Source organism: Williamsia sp. R60, assembly GCF_054063855.1.
The window spans coordinates 1-25848 of record NZ_JBSSGR010000003.1 but is presented as its reverse complement, the minus strand read 5'-3'; the positions used below and the strand labels follow the sequence as shown (position 1 = coordinate 25848).

Here is a 25848-nt window from a genome sequence, read left to right as displayed (position 1 = left end):
GAGGTCGGCTGGAACGGGCACGTCAGGACAGGGCGCAACACGATCGGCCACCGGTACATTGGCTGATCATGCGTCCGGATCAGCAGGCCAAGGGCTTCGTCCCCGCGCTCGAGGGAATGCGGGCGCTGGCGGCCATCGGTGTGCTGACCACCCACGTCGCCTTCCAGACGGGTTCGGTGGGCGACGACGTGCTCGGCGCGGTCTGGGGTCGCTTCGACATGGCGGTGGCCCTGTTCTTCGCGCTCTCCGGCTTCCTGCTGTGGCGGCCGCATGCCGCGGCAGCCCATGATCCGACCGCCAGGGTGCCCGGCCTGGCGCGGTACCTGCGTCACCGGGTTCTCCGGATCTGGCCCGCATACGTGGTGGTCGTGGTGGTGGTGCTCAGCCTGCTCCCGGACGCGCGCCCCGCAAGCGCGACGGTGTGGCTGGCCAATCTCACCCTCACCCAGGTGTACGTCCCGCTGACGCTGACGGCCGGATTGACGCAGATGTGGAGTCTGTCGGTCGAGGTCAGTTTCTATCTGCTGCTGCCGTTGTTCGCGTGGTTCCTGGTGTGGTTGCGCGGTCCCCGGGCACGGTGGCGGGTCCCCGTCCTGCTGTCGGTCGCGGTGGTCTGTCTGGCCTGGGCGTGGGTGGCCGAACAGCTCCCGCTCGCACAGGGCGTCGAGGCCAAGAACTGGCTCCCGGGTCACATGCCATGGTTCATCGCCGGACTGGTGCTCGCCGAACTGGTTGTCGTACCCGCAGGCGGGGTGTTGAGCCGGGTCGGGTCGCGCCCGATCGTCATGGCCGTGGTCGCGGCCGGGGCCTTCGCACTCTCGTGCACCGAGCTCGCCGGGCCCACCGGCCTGGCCCCACTGGCCCCGTGGCAGTTCGCCGTCAAGATCGTCCTCGGCGCGGTGCTGGGGTTCGCGCTGCTCGGCCCGTTGGTGCTCGGTGAGCCGCGGCCGCACCGCATCCTCGATTCCGGGCCGATGCAGGCCCTCGGCCGGTGGTCCTACTCGATCTTCATCTGGCATCTGGTGGTGCTGTCGGCGGTGTTCCCTCTGGCGGGTGTCCTCCCGTTCGCCGGATCGATGCCTGCCGTGTGGGCCCTGACCGTCCTCCTCACGATCGGCATCTCGGCCGCCGGCTACGCGTGGGTCGAAGATCCCGCGCGGCGGTGGCTGCGTCGGTGGGAAGCCAGATCAGGTAGGACGGCGGCGGCGAACCCGGAGCCGGATCAGCCACCGCGGCACGGCGATGGCGTTCCACGCCAGGACCACCAAGGCCAGCACAGCCGGTAACTGAACCCACCAGTCCCAGCCGTTGTACCCCAGCGACGACCGCCAAGGTCCTGCGGCGAGGCCGAACGTCGCGGCCATCATCAGCGCGGCCACCCACGCGGGTGCACTCCGCCGTAGGCGCAGCCGCGGGTGGGTGATGAGCACCGCGGTCTGGGCGGCCGCGACCGCGGCGGCGATCGCGAACCCGATCGGCCCGGTCAGCAGGAACATGGCGACGCCCAAGAACAACGGGCCCGCCAGAGTTGCCCGCAAGGGGCGTGAAACCGGCAGCGAGACAGGTGTTGTGGTTCTCTGGGGCCAGAGCGTCATCGCGAACAACAGCACCACCAGGGCGAGCCCGACACCGATCGACCACCGGTACGGACGGTCGAGAGGAAAGGTGAGGTCGATCGTGCCGGCGTACCCGGCGGGGATGATCCAGCCCTGCTGCCAACCGCCCACCACGATGGGCGTCAGCTCGCGTCCGTCCGCATGTGCCTGCCGGCCGACGTTCTCGCTCTCGGGCACGATGAGCACCCGTTCCTCGGCGGATGAACCGACGGTGACGCTGCGATCGATCGCCTCCCATTCCTGGACGGAAACCGGTGTCGGGACCGCACGCGGTGTGGAACCGGCGGTGAGGCTCACCCCTGCGACGCTGAACGCGTCGCCGGGGTTGACCATCAGTTCCTGCTCACCCGCGGGCAGCGTGATCCGGTCGGAGCCGCACACAGTCGCCCGGAAGGGTTCGCCGGAACGCAGCTGCTGAACCGTGGCCGACAGCGAGAAGCGCTGCGCCACACCGGCGATCGTGAGTCCCGGACCCTGATCGCAGCTCACGTCGATTCGTCGGTTCGGGTCGGCCACCGGCTGCGGATCCCCGAGGACACCGATCTCCGAGATGCCGGTGGGCGACACCTCGGCGAATCCGAGGCTGTTCACGTCGAGCACCTCGTCCTTCTCCAGCACGGTGATCGTGATCGTGGAGGTGACATGGGGATCGAGTTCGATGGTGCCGTCGGCGGGGATGTCGCGGACCTGCCTGCCGTTGCCCAGGTCGATGGCCAGACGCTGCGGGCGTGCCGGGAACTGACCCGGTGGCACAGTGATCCGTAATCCATCGACCTCGCGTGGGGTCGGGAGGGTGAGTCGCAGAGTGGGTCGCTCGGCCGTCGGGCCGCTGTCCCCGGCGATCCAGGTGGTCGTCGGGTCGCCGTCGACCGCGGCCGTTGCGCTGCCGCGCGGATCGGTCACGGCCGACTCCGCGGAGGCGCCGATCGAGCCGAGCCCGGACAGCAAGGCGTTGAGAGCGTCCGACGGATTGGCGGTGACCGTGACCGAGGTGTCCACCGACGTCGTGGTCGGTACCGAGAGCACCCGACCGAACACGCCTGGCTCCTCGGCCGCCAGGCCCAGCCCCGCCGAGCAGCGGGTGGCGCCGGGTCCGGGAACGCAGGCCGCGCGAGCGGGTAGCTCGGGTCCGAGGACCCAGCCCGAGACCTGTTGGCCGGCGACCAACTGCGGCAACACCACCCGGTGCCGGATGGGGAGATCGCGGGCAGCAGCCGCGTCGCGCAGGGTCACCTCGGAGATCGCGAACTGATTGCCGCCGGTGTTGTCCTGGGTCGCGATGGCCCGGATCTGAACCCACCGGGTAGGTCCGCTCGGCGGCACCACCGTGGCGGGGGTGCCGGCCTTGACCCCGGTGGCGACCGTACTGCCGGCTTCGGTGGTGATGAGCAGGGTGTCCACCTCGGGGCCGAGGGCCTTGCCGACGGTGATGTCGAGGGCCAGGCGCTCGCGGGGGCGGGTGAAGTCGAGCTGCAGATACTGCCCCACCGCTGAGTCGAGACCACGGCTGACCCAGGCGGTGTTGGTGTCGCCGTCGAATGCCGCGGCAGGAGAGCTGCCCGGAGCGCTCTGTCCCAGTTGCGTTGCATCCGAAGCTGATCCGGACGCGCTGACGTTCAGTTCGCCAGGCTGCCCGTCGAGTAGCCACTCGCCGTGCACCAAGGGCTGGCCGGTCACAGGGTAATCGGGGACGGCGTTCTGGGTCAGGCGCCGGTCCTGTGGGGTCCGGATGGCCGAGCTGTGGTTGTCCACGCGCCCGAAGTCGACTTCGCGATCGGTGGGGGTGTCGGTGACCACCACGGGTGCTTCGGCGAGACCCGCTCGGCGGGCATCGGATTCGAGCAGGGCCGGACCGAGAGGCTGTTGCCCGGCGAGCGCGGCGTTGTCCTGCAGTGTTGCAAGGGCTTCGGGACCGCCGGCCACCCGAGGCATCGACGACAGTGGAACCGTGGCGGGCCGGGTCCCTGGGAAAGACACGGTCGATTCGACCGCAAAGATCTGTACCGCAGGCATTTTCGGACGCAGACCGTCGTCTGCGACCACATCCTCGATGGTGTTCGGTCCGACGTCCGGCCCGAACCGCGCGACCGGCACCATTCCCGGCGATGCCGCGACAGCGTGTTGTGCGAGCAGCGGCCGTGCCGAACGGGAGGTGGACGGATCGAGGTCGGCCCGCACCACCACGTAGGCGATGCCCTGCCCGGCAAGGGTCGCGGCCAGCCCGGGCGACGGCCTGCCGTCCGCGATGGCCCGCTGCACCGAGTCCAGGGCGCGGATGGCGCCGGGAGGGGTGAGTGGGATGGCATCACGCACAGCCCACGGTTGTTCGGTGAGTACCTGCAGAGGCTCGTCACGGGTAAGGCCCCAGGTCTGATTCGCAAACGGCGACCCCGGGACCACCAGCGCGCGCCGATCCTCATCGGCGCCGTGGTCATCGAGCCACGTCGCCGCATCTTTCCAGTACGACGGGATCGCGCGATAGCTCGCGGGCGCCGCCAGCCCGGCGGTCCACACCATCGATCCCGCGGCCAGCAAGGCAACCACCACGACCACTGCGGCCGCCACCGGTCGCGACCGTTCCGGGTGGGCGAACACCCGACCGGTCTCGCGCCAGCCGACGATGTCCGGCGTCGGCACCCGGGCCAGCAGATGGGCGATACCCAGGGCCAGCGGGATACGGATCAGCGGGTCCCATTTGTGCACGTTGCGCAGTGGCGCGCCGGCACCGTCGAGGAACACCCTCACCGACTCGGAGATCGGTGAACCGAGCTGTCCGGGATAGCCGAGGCAGATGGCGAGCAGGCCGACGAATGCGATGGTGATCAACCGGCCGCGACCCGGCATCGACCGCATCGCGAGCCCGGCCAATCCGGCGGCGGCGAGCAGACCGGTGGCGAGGACTGCGTACGGCTGCGTCGCCAGGCCGGCGCCCGCGACCCGCTCCGGCGAGACAAATGGTGTCCAGGCGCTGGTGCCCCGGAGGACTTCGGTGAGCGACACCCATTCGGTTGTCACCCTTGATGATTCGATGAAGTCGAGGAACGGGGGGCTGACGCGCGACAGGATCAGTAGTGGCACCAGCCACCACAGACAGGCCAGGACGGAACCCAGCAGCCACCAGCCGCCGAACCGGAGCCAACGGGCAGCCGGACCACGCAGGGGTGCGTGCAGCAGCCACCACAACACGGCGACGGATGCCGCGGCCAGCGTGGCGACAGCGTTCACCGCACCCATCAATGCCAGTGCGCATGCCGATTGAAAGGCGAGGCGCCGCAAGGAGTTCGTCGGCTGTGCGCGATTCAATGCGATCACCACAGGCGCGAGCACCCAGGGCGCCAACATCACCGGCAGTGTCTCCGACGAGATGGATCCGATGGTGGTCATCACCCGTGGGCTCAGGACGAACACCAGGGCAGCACAGATGCGCGACCACCGCGATCCCACCCCGAGGGCGTCGGCGAGACGCATGAAGCCCACGAAACCGACCCACAAAAGCAATGCCCACCACAGGCGCTGGATCACCCAGGGCGGTATCGCGAGGAGATCGCCCAGCGCGAAGAATGCACCGTGTGGGAAGAAGTACCCGTAGGCCTGGTTCTGCACCTGGCCGAGCGGGGCGATCGACGACCACAGGTGGGCCGCGCGTCCGAGGAAGGCGAGGGGGTCGCCGGTCAGATCGAGCTTGGTGTCGGCAGCGATCAGGCCGGGAGATTGAACGAATGACGCCAGCAGCGCCCACAGAGCTGCAAAAAGCAGTCCCCGTTTGGTCAGTTTGTGACTCCGGCGTTGTCCCTGGTGCCGTAGTCCACCGAGCCCTTCACGAATCCGCTGTCGGCGTTGAAGCTGTTGACGTCGGTGGCGGGCTTGTCCTCGGACGTCAGTACTCCACCCAGAAATACCGCCGCGATGGCCACGACCACGCCCAGGAGTCCAGCAACGGCGCCGGCGATCAGGCGGTTGTTCATCATGGCAGCGAAGTTACCACCCGTGCTCTGGCGCGCAGGTCGGCGCGGGTATCCACGCGGCGCTTGGCGCACCCCGCCGGCACCACCAGCACCGGTCGATGGCAGTGCTTGAGGACGTGCTCGGAAACGCTGCTGTGGAGCAGTGCACGCAGGCCGGACGACCCGCGGGTGCCTGTCACCAGGATGTCGACGTCGAGGGTGTCCGCGGCGTCCACCAGCGCACCCCAGACGGTGGAATCGACCTCGGCGAGTCGTCCTTCGGCGCGATGACCGGCGGCGATCGCGCGTTCGACTCCCCGGGCGTTGCGGGTGCGGGCATCCTCGTGGAGGGCGTCGTCGATGTCCTGGTCGACCACCGAGTGCAGCACGGGTTGCATACCTCCGGAGAGTGCGGACAGGCGTGCGCTCTGGTGCACACCCGATTCCCATGCGGTGACGACAAACGCTCGGTGGGCGGCGAGGAAGCGGCCGGCGTAGTCGATCGCACGGTCGGCATTGTCGGTTCCGTCGTAAGCGATCATGATCGTGTCTTGCTTGCCGGTACCGGACTGACTGGACATGGCGTTTTCCTCCCGTACGGGCTTGTAAGCCTCAGAATACCGCTCAATGTAACCCACGTCACACCAGGGCGGCATGCAACACTCGTGCCATGTTCGCTCGCCCCCGGCCCAGCCCGACCCGTCCTCGCGCAAGGCTTGAAAGAGCCGGTCGACCTGCGTCGACGCGCGGCGGACGGCATCGCCCCGGCCGCACTCTCGCGGTACTCGCGGTCAGCGTGGCGATGCTCGCCGCATGCAGTGGCAGCGACGGCGGCAGCGGCCTCAGTTCTACGACGGCGTACGCCCCGTCCTCGTCGTCGGTGGCACCGTCGTCGTCGACGTCCGCCGCGCCGCAGGTGGTGCCGGCAGCCTGTGGCGCACGCGAACTGGCCGAGATGTCGCCCCGGCGCAAGCTGGCCCAGCTGCTGGTCGTCGGGGTGACCGGCACCCAGGATGCGGTGGACATCGTGCGCCGGGAACAGATCGGTGGCGTCTTCATCGGCAGTTGGACCGATCTCGGGATGCTGTCCGACGGCGGCGTGGCTTCTGTACAGAAGGCGGCCGAGACGCCGGTCATGGTGACGGTCGATCAGGAAGGTGGCCGCGTCTCGCGGTTGTCCGGCCTCGGTATCGACAGCCCGTCGGCGCGCGAACTGGCCGCGACGATGACGGTGGAGCAGGTGCGTGCCCTGGCCAAAGAGCAGGGCCTGCAGATGAAAGAGCTCGGCATCACCGTCGACTACGCGCCTGTCGCCGATGTGAGCGACGAATCCGACGACGAGGTGATCGGGGACCGTTCGTTCAGCGACGACCCCGCGGTGGTGACCCGTTACGCCAACGCCTACGCGCATGGTCTGCAGGACGCGGGAATCATGCCGGTGTTCAAGCACTTCCCCGGGCACGGGCACGGGTCCGGTGACTCCCACACGGGAACCGTGGCGACCCCGGATCTCGACGAACTACAGGACAGTGACCTGGTTCCTTACCGGACGTTGATCCAGCCCGGGGTGGCGGTGATGGTCGGGCATCTGATCGTGCCGGGCCTGACCGGTCCGGACACCCCCGCCAGCATCAGCGAACCCGCGATGTCCCTGCTGCGCGACGGCACGGGATATGGCGGCAAGCCCTTCGACGGTCCGATCTTCACCGACGATCTGTCAGGCATGGCTGCGATCAGTGCCAAGTACGGCATCGAGAAGGCGGCCACCCTGGCGATCAGCGCCGGCGCCGACATCGCCCTGTGGCTCTCGACCGACAAGGTGCCCGCGGTGCTCGACGCAATGACTGCGGCGATGGGTTCCGGCACTCTGCCGGCCCAGCAGGTCGATGAATCGGTGGTGCGGGTTCTGCGTGCCAAGGGTGAGCTCGACTGCTGATCAGAACTCGACTGCCGATCAGGCGCCGTAGCCACTTGACGGGCCGCGGCGAACTTACCGGCTGGTAAGGTGACATTCGTCTGAATTCAAAGGGGGTGTGGTCGTCGTGGCCGGAGGAACGAAGCGTTTGCCACGCGCCGTACGAGAGCAGCAGATGCTCGACGCCGCTGTGCAAGTGTTCGCCGCCAACGGTTTTCGTGAGACGTCGATGGACGCGATCGCTGCCCAGGCCAGTATCAGCAAGCCGATGCTCTACCTCTATTACGGCTCCAAGGACGAACTCTTCGGCGCGTGCATCAGCCGTGAAGGCGCTCGGTTCATCGAGGCGATGAGCTCTGGGTTCGACCCCAATCTGCGCCAGCACGACCAGGCCCGCACGGTGATCTACAGCTTTCTGCGTTATGTGCACGACAACCGCGAATCATGGCGAGTGCTCTACCGCCTCGCCAGCGGTCAGGCCAAGTTCGCCGGCCTGGTGGCCGCGAGCCGCGCCCGGCTGATCGAGATGGTCGCCGATCTGCTGCGTCGCGGCACCACCGTCCCGCACCCCAGCGACACCGACTTCGAGCTGATGGCCGTAGCGCTCGTCGGGGCCGGTGAGGCTGTCGCCGACCGGATCTCCGAGGGCGACATCGACCTTGACGTCGCCGCCGACCTCATGGTCTCGATGGGCTGGAAAGGCCTGGCGGGCGACCGCCCCTGAACCGACCGCCCCTGAACCAAAAATGGTGGGTTCGGGCGAGTCCCACCAGGGGAAATGCTCGCCCGAACCCACCAATTCGGGGTCAGCGGATGGTCGCCGTGAGGTGCGGGTACCCCTTCTTGGGATGCAGCACCGAGAGGTCGAATCCGTCGCCGGTGCGGGTGGTGTAGAGATTCACCTTGGCGGGCAACACGATCGGCTTGCCGAACCGCACGTTGTAGGTGACCTTGTCGTCCAGTTGTCCTTCGACATTCGCCACCACGCGCGCAGCGGTCCACATCCCGTGGGCGATGGCCCGCGGGAACCCGAATGCCTTGGCGCCCAGGTCACTCATGTGGATCGGGTTGCGGTCGCCGCTCGCGGACGCGTATTTACGAATCAGGCCGAGGTTGGCGACCAGAGTCGCGTCCGGAGGCGCCGGACGACGGTCCTTGGGGGCTTCGCCGCGTTCACCACCGGACAAACTTGTGCGCTGCTGACTGAGGAACGTCGCGGTCTGACGGGTGACCAGCTCGTTGCCCACCGAGAACTCGGAGATCGCGTCGACGAGCATCCCCTTGCGGTGCTCCCGCAGATTCTCCGTGTGTGTACGGATGCTCAGCGGCTCGGTCACCGCGACCGGGCGGATACGTTCGATGGTGTTCTCCACGTGCACCGAACCCACCGCCGAGAACGGGAAGTCGCGGGCGACAAGCAGTTCCATCACGAGCGGGAACTGCATCACGAACGGGAAGGTCAGCGGCAGGGTGTCGCCGAACCGCTGACCGGTGCTGGCGCAGTACGCGCGCAGCTGGTCGAGGTCGACCTTGACGTCGGACAGGGCGAGTTCGGTGTCGGGGAGGTGCGCGTCGGCCTTGATGGGACCGGACTTGCCGATACCGGGCAGCATCCCGACCACCGCGCGACGATAGATGTCGGAGGTGGCCGGAAACCCTTTCAGCTCAATGGTTTTTGGCACGTCACGCTCCCAGCATGCTCTGACCGCACACGCGCACCACGTTGCCGGTCACCGCGCTCGATGCCGGATTGGCAAAGTACGCAACGGTTTCGGCGACATCGACGGTCTGACCGCCCTGCTGCAGCGAGCTGATCCGACGGCCCACCTCGCGGGTGGCCAGCGGGATGGCCGCCGTCATCGCGGTCTCGATGAAGCCGGGCGCAACAGCGTTGATGGTGATCTTCTTCTCCGCCAGAACCGGCGCGTACGCGTCGACGAGCCCGATCACGCCGGCCTTGGATGTGCCGTAGTTGGTCTGACCGCGGTTGCCCGCGATCCCGGCGATGGACGACACATCGATGACCGCGCCACCCTCGCGCAGTGCGCCGGCCTCGAGCAGGTCGTCGACCAGCTGCTGCGGGGCGATCAGGTTCACGCCGATGACCGCGTTCCAGCGGGCGTCGTCCATGTTGGCGAGCAGCTTGTCGCGGGTGATGCCGGCGTTGTTGACGATGATGTCGATGCCGCCGTGACGTTCGAGTGCGTGCTCGGCGAGCTTGGCGCCGGCATCGGGAGCGGTGACGTCGATCGGCAGCGCGGTTCCGCCGACCTTGTTGGCAGTGGCCGACAGCGCTTCACCGGCCGCGGGGATGTCGGCGGCGATGACGTGGGCGCCGTCACGCGCGAGGACCTCGGCGATGGTGGCACCGATACCGCGGGCGGCACCGGTGACCACGGCGACCTTGCCGGTCAGCGGCTTGTCCCAGCTGGCCGGGGCAACAGCATCTTTCTCGTCGACGCGGATGACCTGGGCGTCCACGAACGCCGACTTCGCCGACAGCAGGAATCGCAGGGTCGACTCCAGTCCGCTCAAACCGGTCTTGGCATCGGGGGAGACGTAGACGAGCTGGGCGGTTGCGCCGTTGCGCAGTTCCTTGCCCAGCGAACGGGTGAAGCCCTCGAGCGCACGCTGTGCGACATGCTCGCTCGGGTTCTTGATGAGCTCCGGAGTGGTGCCGATGACCACGAACCGCGCACTGTTGCCCGCCGACCGGATGGTGGGCGCAAAGAACTCGAACAGCTGCGACAGCTCGGACGACTTGGTGATGCCGGTGGCATCGAGCACAGCGGCGCCCAACTTGTCTGCTCCACGACCGCTCGTGTTGTTCACGATCAGCTCGTAGTCCTCTCCGAGGATCTCGCGAAGGGGCTCGATCAGCCGGCCGTTGCCGCCGATCAGGACGGGCCCTGCCAGCGGGGGCTCGCCGGCCTTGTAGCGGCGCAGCGTGGGCGGCTGTGGCAAGCCGACCTTGCTCGCGATGAATGCGCCCGGTCCTGAGCTGACGATGGTCGAGTAAAGGTCGGTGGTTCCTGTGGCAGACACGTGCACTCCCTTTTCTTTGCTTTTGAACGCCTCGCGTACGGCATGTGTGTTGTGTGCACCACCCGAGTCGGGCATATCCCGGGGGCGGCTCGACAACGAACTTACTCGGGAGTAAGAATACGCCATAAGAGCCATCCACAACTTGGGAGATCCACAGTGGTATCGAATAACCAGACCCGTACCGTGCGACCTGTCGCGATCGTCGGCGGCAACCGGATCCCGTTCGCCAAGCAAGACGGGGCCTACGCCAAGGCCAGCAACCAGGACATGTTCACCGCCACGCTCGACGGCCTGATCAGCAGGTTCAGCCTTCAGGGCGAGCGGCTGGGCATGGTGGCCGGTGGTGCCGTGCTCAAGCACGCGCGTGACTTCAACCTCATCCGCGAGTCGGTCCTCGGCTCGGCGTTGTCGCCCTACACCCCGGCCTTCGACCTCCAGCAGGCCTGCGGCACCGGTCTCCAGGCGATCTCTGCTGTGGCCGACGGCATCGCGACGGGCAAGTTCGACGCCGGTATCGGCGGCGGTGTCGACACCACCTCCGATGCCCCGATCGCGGTATCCGAGGATCTGCGGCAGTCGCTGCTGGCAGTGAACCGGGCCCGCAGCACCGTCGACCGCCTCAAGGCCATCGCCAAGCTCCCGACGTCGCTGGGGATCGAGATCCCACGCAACGGTGAGCCCCGTACCGGCATGTCCATGGGTGAACACGCCGCGATCACCGCCAAGGAGTTCGGCATCAAGCGGTCCGACCAGGACGAACTCGCCGCAGCCAGCCACAAGAACATGGCGGCCGCCTACGACCGCGGTTTCTTCGACGACCTGATCACGCCGTTCCTCGGTCTCACCCGCGACCAGAACCTGCGGCCGGGAAGCACTGTCGAGAAGTTGTCGACCCTCAAGCCGGTCTTCGGGGTGTCCCTCGGCGACGCCACCATGACTGCGGGCAACTCGACTCCGCTTACCGACGGTGCTTCTGCTGTGTTGCTGAGTACCGACGAGTGGGCTGCGGAGAAGAAGCTGCCCGTGCTTGCACACCTCGTGGATGTCGAGACCGCCGCGGTCGATTACGTCAACGGGCCCGACGGCCTGCTCATGGCTCCCACCTACGCGATTCCGCGTCTCCTCGAGCGCAACGGCCTGACCTTGCAGGACTTCGACTACTACGAGATTCACGAGGCCTTTGCCTCGGTCGTCCTGTGCACGCTGGCGGCGTTCGAGTCCGATGCGTACTGCAAGGAGCGGTTGGGCCTCGATTCGGCACTGGGCAGCATCGACCGCAGCAAGCTCAACGTGAACGGGTCCTCGCTGGCGGCCGGCCATCCGTTTGCTGCCACCGGCGGCCGGATCGTCGCCCAGACGGCCAAGCAGATCAAGGAGAACGGCGGTGGACGTGCGCTGATCTCCATCTGCGCTGCAGGCGGACAGGGCGTCACCGCGATCATCGAGGCGTGATCGGACGCCGGGAATTGCACATCTGAAAAAACTTTTTGAAGGTGTGTAACGCCCGGCGCCCTTACGGCGAAGTACTTGATAACTCCGGTTGAGCTGCACGACCCCCGACCCTGTAGCTCAACCGGAGCCCTATTTTTCCCGGTGTGACAATCCGCCGGTTCCTCTGGTCGCTCGTCGACCCCGCCCGTACCGCTCTCGAAGCGAGGCTCGCGGCCTCCCGATGTGGCGTCGGCTACATCCGTCCGCCGGACGCAATAAACAGCTGTCTCTTGACGTTTGGAATCTCGCTGTGTGAGTCAGCCGCCCTTGTCGGGCGGGAGATATCAGGAGGTGGACCATGAGTTCCTACTCGCCGCCGGCGACATGGACGTCACCGACGTTCCGTGCCCACACTCGTCCGATCGGCGACGAACCCGGGCCGGGCTGGTCGGGTTATCTGGTGGTCGCGGCAGTACTCGGACTGCTGGCGTTGATGTTGATCGGCGCCACTCCGAGCTGACGTCCGCTCGCCGGGCCCGCCGCGTCTGGGTACCGGCGGGCCACGGCCGCTGGCCCGGTCACACCGCGGAGCGCCCGATCACACCGCAGAGGGTGCAGACACCTCGAACCGGAGACCGAAGTTGTTGAAGGTGACGGGAAGCGGTGCGTCGGGCGACAGGTGCGGTGTGGAGGTCAGCGTGAAGCGCCCACCCCGCAACAGATGGGCGAGGAACGTGCTCGTGGTGAACAAGACGAGGTTCTCGCCAGGGCATCGGGCCGGTCCGGCGCTGAAGGGCACCAGATCCGGGCGTGCTGCGGCCCGGCCGTCGCTCCAGATGTCCGGGGCGAATGTGTTGGCGTAATTCGCCAGTTCGGGGTCCCGATGAAAGACAGGCGCCTGGATGATGACTCCGGCACCGGCTTTGGCCACCATCGAGCGGTCGTCGCCCCAGTAGGTGTCGGCTGTGGTGTCCCGCAGGATGCTGGTCGTGGTGGGCCACAGTCGCACCGATTCCAGCATGCAGTCGCGAAGGAAGTCGTACGTGCGCGGCTCCGCGCCGTCGGATCCGATCTCCGACAACGCCCGCTGCATCTGCTCGGGATGGGTGGCCAGCAGCGCGAGTGCACGGCTCATCGCGATTCCCGCGGCGTCGAATGCGAACAGCCAGTGGGGCATCTGCCCGATGGGGTCGACCGCAGGTGTCGTCGGTATCTCGCCGAGTGCCGCTGCCAGACTTCCGGGGGCCGGGTCGGCGACGTACTGGTACAGCCGCTCGATGAACCGCTCCCGTCGCATCGGATGCGGGCGCGACAGGAAAGACCAGTTGCCGGCCGCCCGGAGTCTTCTCAACAGGTCGGTGGTCTGCTCGTCGTCGCGTGCGGCGTCGCCGAACGTGATCCGCCGTACCGCTTTCCACCAGGCGATCAACAGGTCGTCGGCGCTCATGGACCCCGCTTCTGTCGTCTGAGAGAGAAGGACGTCTGCTTCTTGACCGGCCACGTCCGCGATCGTGCTTGCCATCCTGTGCAGTTCACGCGGGGTGTCGAGCGCGGCGACGTTGACCAGCCGTCGTTGCTCACGGAGGTGTCCCTCCGAGATGAGAACCGCATGCGGCTGAAACGGGTTGAGCGCAGCCTTCTTCTCCCGTGTCGCCGGGTTGAACGGATCCGGCGATTCCTCGAGCACCCGCTGGACGTCGGCAGGATCGAGGATCACCAGAATCCGGCGGCCGGGCAGTACCAGCTCGACGGGTCCGGACCCGTACTGCTCGCGCAGTCGGCGCGCGCACTTGAGTGCGGTGGAGTCGGCTTGCACTCGCTCGAGCCCGGCCATCACCAGCGGTCGGCGCACGATGACACCGGCAGCGATGGCGGCAAAGCCGAGCTCCGCGAGTACGCGCAGGGCACCGGCACCGCGAATCCGGGGTACCGGAGCGATGTGCCCGGCGGACGTGTGCGCGGATGTCGTCTCGGTCATGGGGTGTGGTCCTCTCTGGCGTGAGCGCTTCGACTTCGAGGAGTCGACCCACTGGCGGCTGGTCTGGCCCTGCGTGCAATGTGGTGGCCGAATTCCCACTGCTGATGGGCTTAAACCCGATCGACGGGGTTTGACGTGGTGCCGTTGTGGGCACACTTCGCCGAGCGCGACGCGCTGTGTGCCCGCATTCCGTGGGCTCACCGGGGTGACTTATCGAGGTGGACTGTCTGATGCGTGGGGATTCGTCATCGATCATGTGCCTGTGGTGCGGATTCGAGCTCGCGGCGTCAAGATTTGCTGGTCCGGCCGCCGCTGCTGCCGTGGCCACTGCAAACGGCTGGTCGGTGAGCGACCACCACACGCTGTGTCCGTCATGCGCCACGGCCTTTGCGGCGATCCAGCAGAACATTCTGGACGAAGATCGCGACTGCCCAACGACAGTTGGTTAGGGTAACCTTCCCCGCATGGGATTTTCGTTTGCGCGGGTGGTCGAGAACACCGAGCTGAACCCGCGGCTCCGCCGGATCGTTTTCTCCGTACCCGATGTGGCCGTCCTCGAACTGCCTGACCTGGCGGACGAAGTGGTCGGCATCTACTTTCCGACCGCTGGTGGCGGCCGGCCCCCGGCGATGGAGAACCGGGACGGTGTCTGGGGCTACTACGACCAGGAGACCCCACCGGAGGGTCGCAATTACACGGTTCGCTCTGTCGATCGGACTGCCAACACGATGGTGGTCGACTTCGTGGTGCACGACCACGGCGTCGCCACCTTGTGGGCGCAGGGTGCCCAGGTCGGAGACGAGGTCGGGATGTCCCACGCTCGAGGCTGGTACCGCCCTGAGGCAACCACCGAGTGGCAACTGCTGGTCGCCGACCTCGCGGGTCTGCCCGCGCTCGCCCGGATCATCGAAGGACTGTCTGCGCAGGCCCGGGTCACCGCCATCGTGGAGGTTGTCGACGAGTCCGATCTCGACTATCTGCCCCGGCGCGACAACGTGGACCTGATCAGTCTGGTCGGCAGCGGAAACGGTTACGGCGACAGCCGACTCGGCGAAGCAGTCGAGCAGTTCGGTCACCCCGAGGGCCGCGGGTACTGCTGGTTCGCCGCCGAGGCGAAGGCATCGCGCGCTGTTCGCAAGCACTTCCGCAAGCAGTTCGGCTGGAAGGCCGATCAGTGCGACATCATCGGCTACTGGCGATTCGACGGGGAAGCCTGGGCCAAGAGGTTCGAGCAGGTCGGTGGTGAGCTGTACGCGGTGTATGCGGCAGCGCTCGCCGACGGCAAGAGCGAAAAGGTGGCTTCGGAGATCTTCGACGACGCGCTCGAACGCGCTGGGCTCTGATCTCGCCGCACTTCATTCCGCGGTGAACATCGGCCGCCCCGACACCGGGTCACGGCTGATCCGGGCGCGTACGTCGAACACCGTGTGCAGCAGGTCGGCGGTCAGCACGTCGTCCGGATGACCGTCGGCGATGATCGTGCCGTCGCGCATCGCCACGATCCGATCGCAGTATCGCGCGGCCTGGTTGACGTCGTGGAGCACCATCACAACCGTTTTGTCATGTGCGCGAACGAGTTCGACGATGAGTTCCATCAGATCGATCTGATGCCGGATGTCGAGATATGTGGTCGGCTCGTCGAGCAGCAACACGCTCGTGTCCTGGGCGAGTGCCATCGCGATCCAGGCCCGTTGACGTTCACCACCCGACAACGAATCGAGGCGCCGTTCGGCCATCGACGTCACCCCCGCCATCGACATCGCCCTGGTCATCACCTCGTCGTCGCGGCGACTGAGCATGGCAAGGGGACCCAGACGCGGATACCGGCCCTGTTCCACCAGCTCGCGAACCCGCAACCCTGCCGGGATCGTGGAGGTCTGCGGAAGGATCGCGAGTCTGCGTGCAACGTCGACCGTCTTGCGCGTGGCGATGGGTTGACCGTCCAGTCGAACTTCCCCATGGCGGGGGGTGAGTACCCGGGCCAGAGCCATCAGCAGCGTGGACTTGCCCGAGCCGTTGGGCCCCACCAGTGCTGTTGCGGTACCGGACTCGATTCGCAGGTTCAGGCCGTCGACGACGGCACGTCCCCGATAGCCGAGCTCGAGGTCGAATCCCTCGAGCAGCGGCGGACTTTGATTCATCTGCGTTCCTTTCGGACGAGCCAGATCAGGTACGGCGCACCCAGTGACGCGGTGACGGCGCCGACCGGGAGGCCGGTGACCGCCGGGCCACTCCCGGGCAGATCGATTGTGATGCTGAAGGCCAGGAGATCCGCGGCCGACAGAGCGATTGCCCCGAGCACCATGCTGACGGGTATCAGATCCCGGTAGTCGCCGCCGACGAGGATGCGTGCCAGATGTGGTGCCATCAACCCGATGAATGCCACCGCACCGGCTGCCGTGACGGCCGCTGCGGCCGCGAGCACCGCGACCATCAGCAGCACGAAACGGGTTCGCGCCGTGCGCAATCCCAGACCTGTGGCGGTGATGTCGCCGAGCGAGAGGACATTGACCCGCGAGGATGCGAGCAGAGCACAAACCCCGAGTACGAGGACCCAGGGCCACAGGGCATTCCAATCGGACTGCGTACGCGCGTTGAGTGATCCGATGAGCCACCGGAGCACCACGCCCATCGGCTGCGAGTCGACGACAAGCAGCAACGAGGTGACTGCACCGAGGATGGCGCCCAACAGAATTCCCGCCACCGCGAGTGAGCGTCGGCCGACCAGGTACAGCAAAGCACCGGCGACGACCGCACCGACCAACGACGCGATGGCTGCCAACGAGAACGGGAGCGGTGGGGAGCCCTGGCGTGGGAACGCGAGTATGGCCACGACAACACCGAGTGCCGCGCCCGCCCCGACTCCGGTGGTTCCCGGCTCGGCGAGCGGATTACCGATCACGGCTTGCAGCAGTGCGCCCGAGAGAGCAAGCAGGACACCGGCGCCCATGCCGACGAGTACCCGGGGGAGCCGGTACTTGAGGACGATGACCTCGTGTGCGCGGACATCCGACGTGCCCGTCAGCACTCGAAAAGTGTCGGCGGCGCCGAGGTCGGAACGCCCGATCATCAGATGCGCCATCACGAGTACGACGAGCACGACCGCGCCGCCGGCCAGGAGAGGAAGGGGTCGCAGCAGGTTCGGTTCCCTCATGCCGCCGAGTCCTGGCGGCGTAGTGCGATGAGCAGAGTCGGGACGCCGATCAGGGTGGTGGTGATACCCACCGGGATCTCGATGGGATACAGCGTAATTCGGGACAAGAGATCAGCTGCGGTGAGCAACAGTGCGCCCGCGACCGGTGTCAGCCAGAAGACCCGGCGGGCGCTGGTGGTGCGCAGCGCCCACCTGCACAGGTGCGGCGCCAACAGGGCCACGTACGCCACCGGGCCGCACACGCAGGCGACAACCGCCGCCAGGACACCGGCGCACCCGAGCGCCGACAGCCGTGCACGAAACACGTTGATGCCCAAGCCCGCTGCAACATCGTCGCCGAGCGACAGCGCTGCCACGCGGTGCCGTAAGAACAGGGCTGCCGGCACGGCGACGGCGAGCCAGGGAGCAACCACCGCGACGTGTGGCCAGCCGCGATCGCTGAGGCTTCCCAGCAGATAGCGGAACAGCAATGGCAGGTTGCCCTCGGTGCCCAGGCTCACGAGCGCGATCACGAGTCCAGACGCCAGCGCGGTGACCGCCGAGCCGATCAGCAGCATCGTGGTGGGGTCGTGGGTTTTTCCCACTGCCACGAGCACCGTCGAGCCGGCCACTGCGGCGCCGAGCAGGGCGACGTACGGCAGCTGGTGCAGTCCCACCGGCAACGCGAGCACGGTCACCGCGGTCAACACCACGGCAGCGCCCGAGGACACGCCCAGGAGTTCGGGGCCGGCGATGCGGTTCTGTATCGCGTCCTGCATCAAGATGCCCGCCAGGCCGAGGGCGGCCCCGCACATCACGCCGAGCAGTGCTCGTGGCAACCGGGAATCCGCCACGTAGGGGTGAAGGGGATCGGAAGCGTCGGTGAGTGCGGCGAAAGCCTCGAGTGGCGTCACCACCGGGTCTCCGGCGCACAGGGCGACTACCACCACCGCTGCGATCGCGGCCGTACCCAGCAGCAACGAGCCGATGAGCCGTCGGTTGGGTCGCCTCTGGGCAGTCGTATTGACAATGGTTATCATTTCGCTCAACATCATCTGCAAGGGAGATCGAATGCGCAAGTCCATCGCTCTGTCCACCACTCGAGGCCTCGTCGCGGCCGCATCGGCATTGGCGTTACTGGGGGTGGCAGCCTGCGGCACCGACGGTGACGAGCCGGCCGCGGAGTCGATCGTCGTGACCGACGCAACCGGCACCACGGTCACCCTGGCGGGCCCGGCCGACCGAATCGCCTGTCTGACAATGATCTGCGTCGACGCTCTCAAGGAAGTGGGGATCACCCCCGTTGCCTACCGGGAGGATCTGGCCCTCGATGAGCGGTTCTTCGGGCCCGACGCAGACATGCGAAAGATCACCGGCGGCTTCGGTGAGGAGAACGTAGAAGACATCGCCATGTCCGAGCCTGACCTGGTCATCGGGCTCGGTGGCGTACAAGACGGGCTGCGAGCAGCTGTCGAGGAGTCCGCGCCGTTGTATCTCGTCGATCCGTCCTCCTGGCAGGACTCGGTCGAGTTCTTGCGCACCGTAGGGCAATTGACGGGCAAGCAGGCAGAGGCGGACGCTGCGGCCCAATCGCTTGTCGAGCGCGTCGAAACCGCGCGCCAGAAGCGCAGTGACCTCACCACGTTGTCGATGTACGGGGAGCCGGGCAGTCTCGGTGTCGACTCCGTCGAGACGCCGGTCGGTTCGCTTCTCGCCGAGGTCAGTGACTACCCGTGGCCGGCCGGCACCGACGCCTTCGCAACCGTGTCGGTTGAACAGATCGCCGGCGTCAACCCCGATGTCATCTTCGCGCAGGCATTTTCGTCCGGCGACGACGCGGAACCGCTGTCGGCGAGACTGGCGACGAACCCGATCTGGCCCTCGATCGCGGCAGCACAGAACAACCGCGTGGTCGAGGTGGAGGCGGGCCTGTGGGCCACCGGCCGCGGGACCGTGTCGTTGGGCATCGTTCTCGATGAGGTGACGGACGAGTTGGCAAAGTCCTGACGGGAGGCGCCAACGCTATTGAAAATGATTGTCAAATAGCCTAGCGTGAGTCCTGGTCGTTCGATGAGCGACCGATTCGGTTGCGATGCAGCCGAATTCACTACAAGCGAAGGAGATTCATGAACGACAATGAGTTCTTCCGTTCCATCCAGGCGCCGGTGAGCCTGGCGACCCATTCCGCGGGCCACAGCAATGCGCTCGTCGAGAACCCGTTCGACGACGCACAGGATTCCGAGGACTGATAGGTCCTCGCATCACCTGATGTGTCAAGAGCCCGCGTGCCATTCGAGTGACGTCCCGGGTGGCACGCGGGACCGGATGAGAAGCGAGACCCGTGCAGCTGTCCCCGAATACCGCCATATATCAAGCACATCAGGGCTTTGTCCTGCGCACCGCCGACGACGAGCACTTCGAACTCACTCTGGGTGGTGACGAGGTGCACGAGCTCTTGTCGGTGCTGTCCGGCGACGCGTCACCTGCCTCGGGCAGGGTCCGTGCCGCCCTGAGTGCTTTGGTCGACGCAGGTCACGTGGTCACCGCCGTGTCGCGGCCGACCGTGGCAGTGTGTGGGCAGGGGAAGATTGCGGCTTCGACCTCGAAGAGGTTGGGAACGCGGCTATCCGGTGAGATGGTGAGCGCTGACGTCGTCTGTCACGTCAGCGACGATCCCGTTGACCCGGCCGAGGTCGGCGCCGTGGACCTGGCCAGCTATCGCGACGGGATCATCCAGGTGATCACGCCGCAGGCGGTCGGTATCGCGGACGTGGTCGGCCGGCGTCGTGCCTGCGCCATTCATCGTGACCGGATGCAGTCGTATCACCGACCGGTCGACGGCGGGCTGCGGCTGGAGTCGTCCCTTCATCCGGTGTCTGATCGGGCAGCTGATGTGATCGCAGACCTCATCGTCACCGAGATCGACGAGCGACAGGATCGGCCGATCACCGAGTCGCCGACGAGCCGCTCGCGGCATCTGCTGACCACTGTCGACCTACGCACCCTGCGGGTGGTCCGGCGACCCGTGTTGCCCATTCCCGCTGTGCCGCAATGACTTGTTCGCTGACCGAGACCCAGGTCGACGGACTTCACACAAATGTCTTCCTGCCGGATACCGCGCCGAGGTCTGTTCTCGTCATCCGCACGCCCTACGATGCCGACGCCTATCGGGCAGAAGCGCACGCATGGGTCCGTCGGGGAATCGCAGTGGTCACCCAGGATGTCCGGGGACGTCACCGGTCCCGCGGTCGTTTTCGGCCGTTCGAGAACGAGGGGGCCGATGGGCTCGCGACCCTGCAGTGGGTTGCGAGCCGATCGTGGGCCGGCGCACCGGTGATCCTGTACGGCACGTCGTATTCCGCGCACTGCGCGGTGGAGACGGCGATCGCCGCGGCCGAGGCGGGGGTCGACGCCGTCGGCGGGGTGTCGGTGGCGGTTCCCGCGCTCGGCCTCGGTGAGACGGCGCGCAACATCGACGGATGCTTCTACTTGCAGTCGCGGGTGGGCTGGTGGCTCGAACACGGTGAAGGATCCGAATCGCCCGGCGCCGCAATCCCTGACGGCCTGCTCGACACGCTGCCGGTGGCCGACATCGGTCGCCGCGCCACACCGCAGATCTCGGCGTGGGAGAGAGTGATCCGAGCTGAGCGTCGAGATTGTGAACGTGGTGCCGAGGTTTCGCGGCTGCGCTGTCCGTTGCTTGCCATCGGTGGCATGGCGGATTGGTTTGCGCAGGACACTGTCGACCTCTGGACGTCCTGGGGTGGCCCGGCGGCGCTGGTCATGGGTCCCTGGGACCACAGTCTGCGCGGCTCCGACCGAGCCCGCCGCATGGAGTCGTGGATTGAAGACGTGTGTGCCGGCACCCCCACAACCGGCGCGCAGGTGCTCGGCCTCCCTGGAGGGACGGTGGACCCGACCCGGTGGCCGAGCACCGAGGCGTCCACTGTTCTGCCAGGCGGGCGATTTCACGCCGACCCCACCGATCCCTTCCCTTCGATGGCTCACGGGGCAGACCTCAGCGAGGCGGCCGCGCGGCCGGATTGCCTTGTTCTCGACCTGCCGAACCGTTCTGCCGCACTCATCGGAACACCCACCGTACGAGTGCATCCGACTCGCGGAGCCGGACACTGGGGCGCTCTGCTCGCCATCCGGCGCCGCGACGGTCGACTCGAACAGACGGCGCACGGTATGTCCACGCACACGACGATCCACCTCACCCGGTGGCCGCCCACCTCGACACAGGAGAATCGATGGTCCTCATCCTCTCGGCGCATTCCTTCCCTCGTCACGCGCGGGATCTCCAGTCCAGCTGCGACCACCTTGCCGGCACCGAAACGCGTGCCGTCCTTCGCGAGGTCGAGTCCGTGACGTTTGGCATGCCCGCATGAACCCGACTGCGGCAGAACAGAACACATCAGCCGTTCTGTCGGCCGAGGATCTGATCGATCCGTACGCCGGCGTCATCCGGGCCCTGCACCCCGTGGACCGGCTCGACGCGATGCCTGAACGGTATGTGGGACTGACCGCCGAGATCGCCGACACCAGAACGCATGGGAACTGGCCGAGTGACCTGGTGTCCCTCGGAACCACCTTCGCCGACGAGGCGGGTGCCCGTATCGCGGCGATCGGCGAGGCCGTCGAGCGGTACTGCGGCAACTACGTGCCGAAAGGCCTGCTGCGGGCGACATCTCGGGAGTTACGCAGCGCGGGTGTGCGCCATCTCGGGCCCGATGAACTGAACTTCTTCGCTGATTGGCAACTCGAGACGACGCGGTTCCCGTTCGAGCGGTTCACCCATGACACCGTGATCGCCTGGTGTGAGGGCCGCGGTGATGACGGAGAACCGACGCTGGTACCCGCGTCGTATGTTTATCTCAACTGGCGAACCGGTACCCGTAAGCGCGACCCGTGGCTACACCATCTGAACTACGCGGGCATCGCGACCGGGGCGGGCCTGGACGATGCCGCCGCCCGGGGGTTGCTCGAACTCGTAGAACGGGACTCACTGTCGTTGTGGTGGCATCTGAACCTGCCCGCCCGCGGTATCGACATCGGTAGCGTGCCAGGCCTGGCCGACGACCTCGGTGACACCCGATTACGTTGTCACCTGCTCGAATTGCCCGCATACTTCGGTGTCCCGGTGGTCGCTGCGGTGATCCACGACCCGGAACTGGGCATCGTGGCGGGGGGTTTCTCCGCCAAGCTCGACCCGGCCGAGACCGCCCGGAAGGCGGTACTCGAGGCCATTCACAGCTGGGTGTTCACGCGGGGCCTGCTGGAGCCCGACGGCTGGGTGTTCGGCTCCATGGAGGCGGGGGTCCTCTCCCGCGGGTTGTATCTGGACCATCGGGCGGACCGCAGTTACCTCGATGCCGCCGGTGTGCGGAGTGAGCATGTCCGCGATCTCGGGGCGCAGGCGCAGGTATGGCTGGATCCATTGACGCAGGAAGCGTTGCTGCCGCGCTTCACCGAACCGGCCACCACGGTGGGTATCGACGAACTGCCCACCGGCGACCTCCTGGATCTCAAGCACCGACTGCGCGCTGCCGGTCACCAGATCGTTGTCTGCGACATCACCACGCCCGACATCGCATTGACGTCGCTGCGGGTGGCGCGGGTGTGCGCCGCCGGTCTGATCCCGAACGCCCCGGCGGGGTTCCCCTACTTCGGTCTGCCGCGCTGGCGGGAGGTCGCGCGAGCAGAGGCGACGGGCTGCGATCCGGACGACCCGAACTCGTTGCTGCTGGTGGCTCCTCCGAGCCTATGAACCCGTTTCGCACATTCGTGGTCGCGCGCGCCATCTGCTGGGCGGGCAACGCCGTCACGCTGGTGGCACTGCCCCTTCTCGTCTACCAGCAGAGCGGCTCGGCACTGCTGTCCGGTGTGACGTTCGCCGTCGAGTCGCTGCCCTATCTGCTGTTCGGGCTCTTCGCCGGCGCGGTGGCGGACCGGTTCGACCGAAAGTCCATCCTGGTTGCCGCCCAGATGCTGAGTGCGGTTGCGCTGGCGTCGATTCCGCTGGCGAATGTCGCTGGGGACGTCCTGATCGTGCACGCCCTCACCGTTGCCTTCGGAGTGTCGACGCTGTTCGTGTTCTACGATGCGGCGTCGTTCGGAGTGGTGCCCGCTCTGGTCGGGCGCGACCGGATAGCCGACGCCACAGGAACATTGGTGTCCGTGGGTACAGTCATCGGGATCGCCGGACCGTTACTGGGTGGTGTGGCGGCCACCGCGCTCAGTCCCGCCGGTGCGATCGCGATCGATGCATGCTGCTATCTGTCTGCAGCGGCACTCACCGTCACCATCGCGATTCCCCCGAACGCCGTCGAAGCCGTTCCGGGCCGTCGCATCTCGGACCAGATAGGTGAGGGGTTGCGATACATCTGGCAGCAGCCGGTGGTGCGTGCACTGACTCTGGTGGGAATCGGTGTGAGCCTCGCCAACGGGGTGGTGGTCGGACTGATGGTGGTGGTGGGTGTCCGGCGACTGGGCCTGGACGATGGCGACGCCCGACTGGGTGCGTTGTACGCGGCCACCGCGCTCGGTGCGTTCCTCATCAGCCTCGTCAGCGCGAAAATCCAGCGCGTCGTGGATACCGGGAAGATCACCCTCGCCGGGATCGCCGTGTCCGCCGGGGCGATGCTGCTGTGGGCACAGACGGCCTGGTTTGTCGTCTCGCTGGTGATCCTGGTTGTGTACCAGGCTGCCAACACGATGATCATCGTCAACGGAATCGTTGTGCGGCAATCGATCACGCCTGACGAGTTGCAGGCGCGGGTGAACACGACGGCGCGGATGATTGCCATGGGCGGTACCCCGTTCGGCGCTGCGATGGGTGGGGCGGTGGCGCAGGTCGGCGGTGTCGGTGTGGCGGTGTCCGCCGGCGCGGTGGCCCTGCTGTGTTCAGCCTTCGTCGGCTGGCGGATGGGGGTCGCTCGGCTCCCGCTGCTTGCCGACCTCACACCGAGCGCCCACGGCAAAGGCGAGTAGTGGGACCTGGCTGCGCTGCAACGAGAGCATCTCGCTGATCCGGTTGTCATAGAACCCGGATATCGCACAGCAGGCGAGGTCGAGTGCGGTGGCGATGAGGTACAGGTGTGCTGCAGCCAGGCCGGCATCGACATGCAAGGTGCGATAGTGCCGCTCAGAATATTTGGTCAGTGTCGCGTCGAGTTCGCCGACGAGGATGACGACAACCGGAGCGCGTCGGGCGAACTGCGGTTGAACGAGACCCTGTGCGAGTGCGCCGCGTACGTCGCCTGTTCTGCGCCGGAGCAACCGGTGGTGGCCGCGGTCGAACTCGTACACACCCACGGGTATCTCGGCGAGTGCTTGCAGCGCAACCACGTAGGCGGTGGTCGACGGCAGGCCACCGGCGCTGGGGTGGAAAGTCAAGGAACGCTCCTCGCCGTCGCCGGTTTGTACGGTGCGCTGTGGACCGAGCGCCCACCGCAGCAACGCCGACAGGTCTGGGTGGCCAAGCGGGCCGTAGCTGTACCGCGAGCGCCGGTCGCGGAGGACGCCGTCGATGGGAACCGATGGCGCGTCGGAGGGTTCACTCAGCGTGATCACCCCGTCGCCCTCCGCCAGCCGGATCGGCGACACAGGAGGGCCCGAGTCGGTGAGGGCATTGTGGACTGCCCGTGCGCGCTCGACTCTCGTACCCACCAGACCATCCATGGGGTGTAGCCTAATGGCAATCATTGTCAATAGCCAGGACAACACAGGAGTCGCTTCGTGAAGGTTCGTGCATCACTCAAGTCGTTGAAGAACCAGCCCGGCTCGCAGGTCGTGCGCCGTCGCGGCAAAATCTATGTGATCAACAAGGGGAACCCGCGGTTCAAGGCTTGGCAGGGGTAGGGAAGGTCGAAATACTGTCTGACGCAGCATAATTCAGTAGTCTCTTGGCCAGTCGACGTCGGCGGGTGACTTGTCATCACGCAATCCCTTCCAGCTGGGATGGCGGAGTTTGCCGGTGAACTCGCGGTACTCGACATCGCCGACATATTTCGGCGTCACCCAGTGAGCGTCTTTTGCGATGGCCCGAGGGGGAGTCTGAGCGAACGGCGGAGTCGATGTCTCGATCTCGCTGAGCATCTCGAGTAGTTCCCGCCGCATCGCAGAAGAGAATCCGGTACCCCGTGGCCGATGTAGACGAGTTCGCCATCTGCGTTGTGAGCGCCCAGGAGCAGCGAGCCGATTCCACCTTAGGCGGCACCGAATCCTGGAACCCAGCCTACGACAACCACTTCGGTATTGTTGTGCCGATCGGGCAATACCTGGGTGTGGATGCCCGGGTAGGTCTCTAGGCTAGAGCGAGGAACAGCTTTTCCAGCTCGGCTTCGGTTAAAGGCGCCTGGTCACCGTCGGCGCCGTTGATGCATTGGCGCATGCCTGAGGCGACGATCTTGAAGCCGGCTCGGTCGAGCGCGCGTGACACTGCAGCCAACTGGGTGACGACATCTTTGCAGTCGCGGCCTGCTTCGATCATCGCGATCACCCCGGAGAGTTGTCCCTGCGCCCGGCGGAGTCGGTTCAGTACAGCCGCCATTGATTCTTCGTCACCGGTCACGGGTCATGCCTCTCTGTTTGTGTAACGAATGCCAGGGTACCCCAGGGGGTATAGGCGCGCGGTTCGGTCGGGGGTTGACCCGACGATACCCCCAGGGGTACGTTCGGGCTTGTGTGTATACCCCAGGGGGTATCTAGTCGACATCTGGAGAGAAGGTTCGTTGCCATGCCCGACATCTCGACCGCCGATCAACAGCCCAGTTCGCCACCGA

Annotated in this window: 25 protein-coding genes; 13 read left to right on the top strand and 12 right to left on the bottom strand. The window is 66.6% G+C overall.

The annotated features are described in order from the left end of the window. Nucleotides 1-68: 68 nt before the first annotated feature. Entirely contained in the window at nucleotides 69-1286 is a 1218-nt protein-coding gene (locus ACVWY6_RS13435) for an acyltransferase family protein (RefSeq protein WP_457538665.1), read from the top strand. On the opposite strand, the gene ACVWY6_RS13430 is transcribed toward ACVWY6_RS13435, so the two are convergent. The 3 genes from ACVWY6_RS13430 to ACVWY6_RS13420 all read right to left on the bottom strand — a co-directional run bounded on the left by ACVWY6_RS13430 (nucleotide 1188) and on the right by ACVWY6_RS13420 (nucleotide 6141). Then, a complete protein-coding gene (locus ACVWY6_RS13430; protein ID WP_457540134.1) occupies nucleotides 1188-5315 on the bottom strand; it encodes an alpha-(1->3)-arabinofuranosyltransferase domain-containing protein in 4128 nt (1375 codons plus the stop codon). The genes ACVWY6_RS13435 and ACVWY6_RS13430 overlap by 99 nt on opposite strands. 68 nt (nucleotides 5316-5383) lie before the next feature. Beyond that, the gene (locus ACVWY6_RS13425) at nucleotides 5384-5584 is read right to left on the bottom strand and encodes a DUF2613 domain-containing protein (RefSeq protein WP_023960227.1); all 201 of its coding nucleotides are present in this window, start codon (nucleotides 5582-5584) and stop codon (nucleotides 5384-5386) included. Next, nucleotides 5581-6141 (bottom strand): universal stress protein, encoded by a 561-nt coding sequence (locus ACVWY6_RS13420; protein ID WP_457538662.1) that lies wholly within the window; start codon nucleotides 6139-6141, stop codon nucleotides 5581-5583. Before ACVWY6_RS13420 ends, ACVWY6_RS13425 begins: the two co-directional genes overlap by 4 nt. Nucleotides 6142-6362: 221 nt before the next feature. Between ACVWY6_RS13420 and ACVWY6_RS13415 the strand changes: the two genes are divergently transcribed. Then, nucleotides 6363-7496 carry a glycoside hydrolase family 3 N-terminal domain-containing protein gene (locus ACVWY6_RS13415; protein ID WP_457540132.1) on the top strand — a complete coding sequence of 378 codons (1134 nt, stop codon included), beginning with the start codon at nucleotides 6363-6365 and terminating at the stop codon, nucleotides 7494-7496. 106 nt (nucleotides 7497-7602) lie between these two features. Next, entirely contained in the window at nucleotides 7603-8199 is a 597-nt protein-coding gene (locus tag ACVWY6_RS13410; protein WP_030174971.1) for a TetR/AcrR family transcriptional regulator, read from the top strand. A gap of 82 nt (nucleotides 8200-8281) precedes the next feature. Here the strand turns inward: ACVWY6_RS13410 and ACVWY6_RS13405 are convergent, their stop codons facing one another. Both ACVWY6_RS13405 and ACVWY6_RS13400 read right to left on the bottom strand, forming a co-directional pair. Continuing rightward, the gene (locus ACVWY6_RS13405) at nucleotides 8282-9157 is read right to left on the bottom strand and encodes a MaoC/PaaZ C-terminal domain-containing protein (RefSeq protein WP_457538660.1); all 876 of its coding nucleotides are present in this window, start codon (nucleotides 9155-9157) and stop codon (nucleotides 8282-8284) included. 1 nt (nucleotide 9158) lies between these two features. Then, nucleotides 9159-10520, bottom strand: a complete 1362-nt coding sequence (locus ACVWY6_RS13400; protein ID WP_457538658.1) for a 3-oxoacyl-ACP reductase — start codon at nucleotides 10518-10520, stop codon at nucleotides 9159-9161. Nucleotides 10521-10676: 156 nt separating this feature from the next. On the opposite strand from ACVWY6_RS13400, the gene ACVWY6_RS13395 reads away from it, so the two are divergent. Together ACVWY6_RS13395 and ACVWY6_RS13390 are read left to right on the top strand one after the other, a co-directional pair. Next, nucleotides 10677-11972 (top strand): acetyl-CoA C-acetyltransferase, encoded by a 1296-nt coding sequence (locus ACVWY6_RS13395; RefSeq protein ID WP_116916978.1) that lies wholly within the window; start codon nucleotides 10677-10679, stop codon nucleotides 11970-11972. Nucleotides 11973-12309: 337 nt separating this feature from the next. Then, nucleotides 12310-12471 carry a hypothetical protein gene (locus tag ACVWY6_RS13390; RefSeq protein ID WP_023960212.1) on the top strand — a complete coding sequence of 54 codons (162 nt, stop codon included), beginning with the start codon at nucleotides 12310-12312 and terminating at the stop codon, nucleotides 12469-12471. 78 nt (nucleotides 12472-12549) lie between these two features. Here the strand turns inward: ACVWY6_RS13390 and ACVWY6_RS13385 are convergent, their stop codons facing one another. After that, a complete protein-coding gene (locus ACVWY6_RS13385; protein ID WP_457538655.1) occupies nucleotides 12550-13929 on the bottom strand; it encodes a cytochrome P450 in 1380 nt (459 codons plus the stop codon). A 464-nt stretch (nucleotides 13930-14393) separates the two neighbouring features. Here ACVWY6_RS13385 and ACVWY6_RS13380 point away from each other — a divergent pair, with 464 nt between their 5' ends. Continuing rightward, complete coding sequence (locus ACVWY6_RS13380) at nucleotides 14394-15272, top strand: siderophore-interacting protein (RefSeq protein WP_030174956.1); 879 nt, start codon at nucleotides 14394-14396, stop codon at nucleotides 15270-15272. 12 nt (nucleotides 15273-15284) lie between these two features. Here the strand turns inward: ACVWY6_RS13380 and ACVWY6_RS13375 are convergent, their stop codons facing one another. The 3 genes from ACVWY6_RS13375 to ACVWY6_RS13365 are packed head-to-tail and all read right to left on the bottom strand — an operon-like array spanning nucleotide 15285 to nucleotide 18102. Continuing rightward, on the bottom strand, nucleotides 15285-16070 hold the full coding sequence (locus tag ACVWY6_RS13375; RefSeq protein WP_457538652.1) for an ABC transporter ATP-binding protein: 786 nt from the start codon (nucleotides 16068-16070) through the stop codon (nucleotides 15285-15287). Continuing rightward, nucleotides 16067-17083: a FecCD family ABC transporter permease gene (locus ACVWY6_RS13370; RefSeq protein WP_457538650.1), complete on the bottom strand. Its 1017-nt coding sequence runs from the start codon at nucleotides 17081-17083 to the stop codon at nucleotides 16067-16069. Before ACVWY6_RS13370 ends, ACVWY6_RS13375 begins: the two co-directional genes overlap by 4 nt. Beyond that, entirely contained in the window at nucleotides 17080-18102 is a 1023-nt protein-coding gene (locus ACVWY6_RS13365; protein ID WP_457538648.1) for a FecCD family ABC transporter permease, read from the bottom strand. Before ACVWY6_RS13365 ends, ACVWY6_RS13370 begins: the two co-directional genes overlap by 4 nt. A gap of 31 nt (nucleotides 18103-18133) precedes the next feature. Here ACVWY6_RS13365 and ACVWY6_RS13360 point away from each other — a divergent pair, with 31 nt between their 5' ends. From ACVWY6_RS13360 to ACVWY6_RS13335, 6 genes are all read left to right on the top strand, one after another. Next, nucleotides 18134-19069 (top strand): ABC transporter substrate-binding protein, encoded by a 936-nt coding sequence (locus ACVWY6_RS13360; protein WP_457538646.1) that lies wholly within the window; start codon nucleotides 18134-18136, stop codon nucleotides 19067-19069. Nucleotides 19070-19188: 119 nt separating this feature from the next. Continuing rightward, complete coding sequence (gene amiA / locus ACVWY6_RS13355; protein ID WP_023960198.1) at nucleotides 19189-19311, top strand: streptamidine family RiPP; 123 nt, start codon at nucleotides 19189-19191, stop codon at nucleotides 19309-19311. Nucleotides 19312-19403: 92 nt separating this feature from the next. Further along, nucleotides 19404-20117 (top strand): hypothetical protein, encoded by a 714-nt coding sequence (locus ACVWY6_RS13350; RefSeq protein WP_457538644.1) that lies wholly within the window; start codon nucleotides 19404-19406, stop codon nucleotides 20115-20117. Next, nucleotides 20114-21433 (top strand): CocE/NonD family hydrolase, encoded by a 1320-nt coding sequence (locus tag ACVWY6_RS13345; protein WP_457538642.1) that lies wholly within the window; start codon nucleotides 20114-20116, stop codon nucleotides 21431-21433. The genes ACVWY6_RS13350 and ACVWY6_RS13345 overlap by 4 nt, the downstream gene beginning before the upstream one ends. A gap of 16 nt (nucleotides 21434-21449) precedes the next feature. After that, nucleotides 21450-22832, top strand: a complete 1383-nt coding sequence (locus ACVWY6_RS13340; RefSeq protein ID WP_457538640.1) for a YcaO-like family protein — start codon at nucleotides 21450-21452, stop codon at nucleotides 22830-22832. Continuing rightward, nucleotides 22829-24055 (top strand): MFS transporter, encoded by a 1227-nt coding sequence (locus tag ACVWY6_RS13335; RefSeq protein WP_457538638.1) that lies wholly within the window; start codon nucleotides 22829-22831, stop codon nucleotides 24053-24055. Before ACVWY6_RS13340 ends, ACVWY6_RS13335 begins: the two co-directional genes overlap by 4 nt. Here the strand turns inward: ACVWY6_RS13335 and ACVWY6_RS13330 are convergent. Further along, nucleotides 23969-24745, bottom strand: coding sequence for a SagB family peptide dehydrogenase (locus tag ACVWY6_RS13330; protein WP_457538636.1), 777 nt, complete (start codon nucleotides 24743-24745; stop codon nucleotides 23969-23971). The two genes, ACVWY6_RS13335 and ACVWY6_RS13330, sit on opposite strands and share 87 nt — an antisense overlap. Nucleotides 24746-24802: 57 nt before the next feature. Between ACVWY6_RS13330 and ykgO the strand changes: the two genes are divergently transcribed. Further along, nucleotides 24803-24925, top strand: a complete 123-nt coding sequence (ykgO, locus tag ACVWY6_RS13325) for a type B 50S ribosomal protein L36 (RefSeq protein WP_457538633.1) — start codon at nucleotides 24803-24805, stop codon at nucleotides 24923-24925. A 33-nt stretch (nucleotides 24926-24958) separates the two neighbouring features. Here the strand turns inward: ykgO and ACVWY6_RS13320 are convergent, their stop codons facing one another. Together ACVWY6_RS13320 and ACVWY6_RS13315 are read right to left on the bottom strand one after the other, a co-directional pair. After that, nucleotides 24959-25183: an ATP dependent DNA ligase gene (locus ACVWY6_RS13320; protein ID WP_457538632.1), complete on the bottom strand. Its 225-nt coding sequence runs from the start codon at nucleotides 25181-25183 to the stop codon at nucleotides 24959-24961. 187 nt (nucleotides 25184-25370) lie between these two features. After that, entirely contained in the window at nucleotides 25371-25637 is a 267-nt protein-coding gene (locus ACVWY6_RS13315; RefSeq protein WP_023959022.1) for a metal-sensitive transcriptional regulator, read from the bottom strand. Nucleotides 25638-25848 lie beyond the last annotated feature (211 nt).

Excerpts from the sequence above, each read along its gene's own strand:
- amiA (WP_023960198.1), top strand. The coding sequence starts at position 19,189 with ATGAACGACAATGAGTTCTTCCGTTCCATCCAGGCGCCGGTGAGCCTG.
- ACVWY6_RS13345 (WP_457538642.1), top strand. The coding sequence starts at position 20,114 with ATGACTTGTTCGCTGACCGAGACCCAGGTCGACGGACTTCACACAAAT.
- ACVWY6_RS13425 (WP_023960227.1), bottom strand. The coding sequence starts at position 5,584 with ATGATGAACAACCGCCTGATCGCCGGCGCCGTTGCTGGACTCCTGGGC.
- ACVWY6_RS13370 (WP_457538650.1), bottom strand. The coding sequence starts at position 17,083 with ATGAGGGAACCGAACCTGCTGCGACCCCTTCCTCTCCTGGCCGGCGGC.
- ACVWY6_RS13335 (WP_457538638.1), top strand. The coding sequence starts at position 22,829 with ATGAACCCGTTTCGCACATTCGTGGTCGCGCGCGCCATCTGCTGGGCG.
- ACVWY6_RS13435 (WP_457538665.1), top strand. The coding sequence starts at position 69 with ATGCGTCCGGATCAGCAGGCCAAGGGCTTCGTCCCCGCGCTCGAGGGA.
- ACVWY6_RS13385 (WP_457538655.1), bottom strand. The coding sequence starts at position 13,929 with ATGACCGAGACGACATCCGCGCACACGTCCGCCGGGCACATCGCTCCG.
- ACVWY6_RS13320 (WP_457538632.1), bottom strand. The coding sequence starts at position 25,183 with ATGCGGCGGGAACTACTCGAGATGCTCAGCGAGATCGAGACATCGACT.
- ACVWY6_RS13365 (WP_457538648.1), bottom strand. The coding sequence starts at position 18,102 with ATGATAACCATTGTCAATACGACTGCCCAGAGGCGACCCAACCGACGG.
- ACVWY6_RS13415 (WP_457540132.1), top strand. The coding sequence starts at position 6,363 with ATGCTCGCCGCATGCAGTGGCAGCGACGGCGGCAGCGGCCTCAGTTCT.
- ACVWY6_RS13420 (WP_457538662.1), bottom strand. The coding sequence starts at position 6,141 with ATGTCCAGTCAGTCCGGTACCGGCAAGCAAGACACGATCATGATCGCT.
- ACVWY6_RS13330 (WP_457538636.1), bottom strand. The coding sequence starts at position 24,745 with ATGGATGGTCTGGTGGGTACGAGAGTCGAGCGCGCACGGGCAGTCCAC.
- ACVWY6_RS13340 (WP_457538640.1), top strand. The coding sequence starts at position 21,450 with ATGAACCCGACTGCGGCAGAACAGAACACATCAGCCGTTCTGTCGGCC.
- ACVWY6_RS13375 (WP_457538652.1), bottom strand. The coding sequence starts at position 16,070 with ATGAATCAAAGTCCGCCGCTGCTCGAGGGATTCGACCTCGAGCTCGGC.
- ACVWY6_RS13380 (WP_030174956.1), top strand. The coding sequence starts at position 14,394 with ATGGGATTTTCGTTTGCGCGGGTGGTCGAGAACACCGAGCTGAACCCG.
- ACVWY6_RS13390 (WP_023960212.1), top strand. The coding sequence starts at position 12,310 with ATGAGTTCCTACTCGCCGCCGGCGACATGGACGTCACCGACGTTCCGT.
- ACVWY6_RS13360 (WP_457538646.1), top strand. The coding sequence starts at position 18,134 with ATGCGCAAGTCCATCGCTCTGTCCACCACTCGAGGCCTCGTCGCGGCC.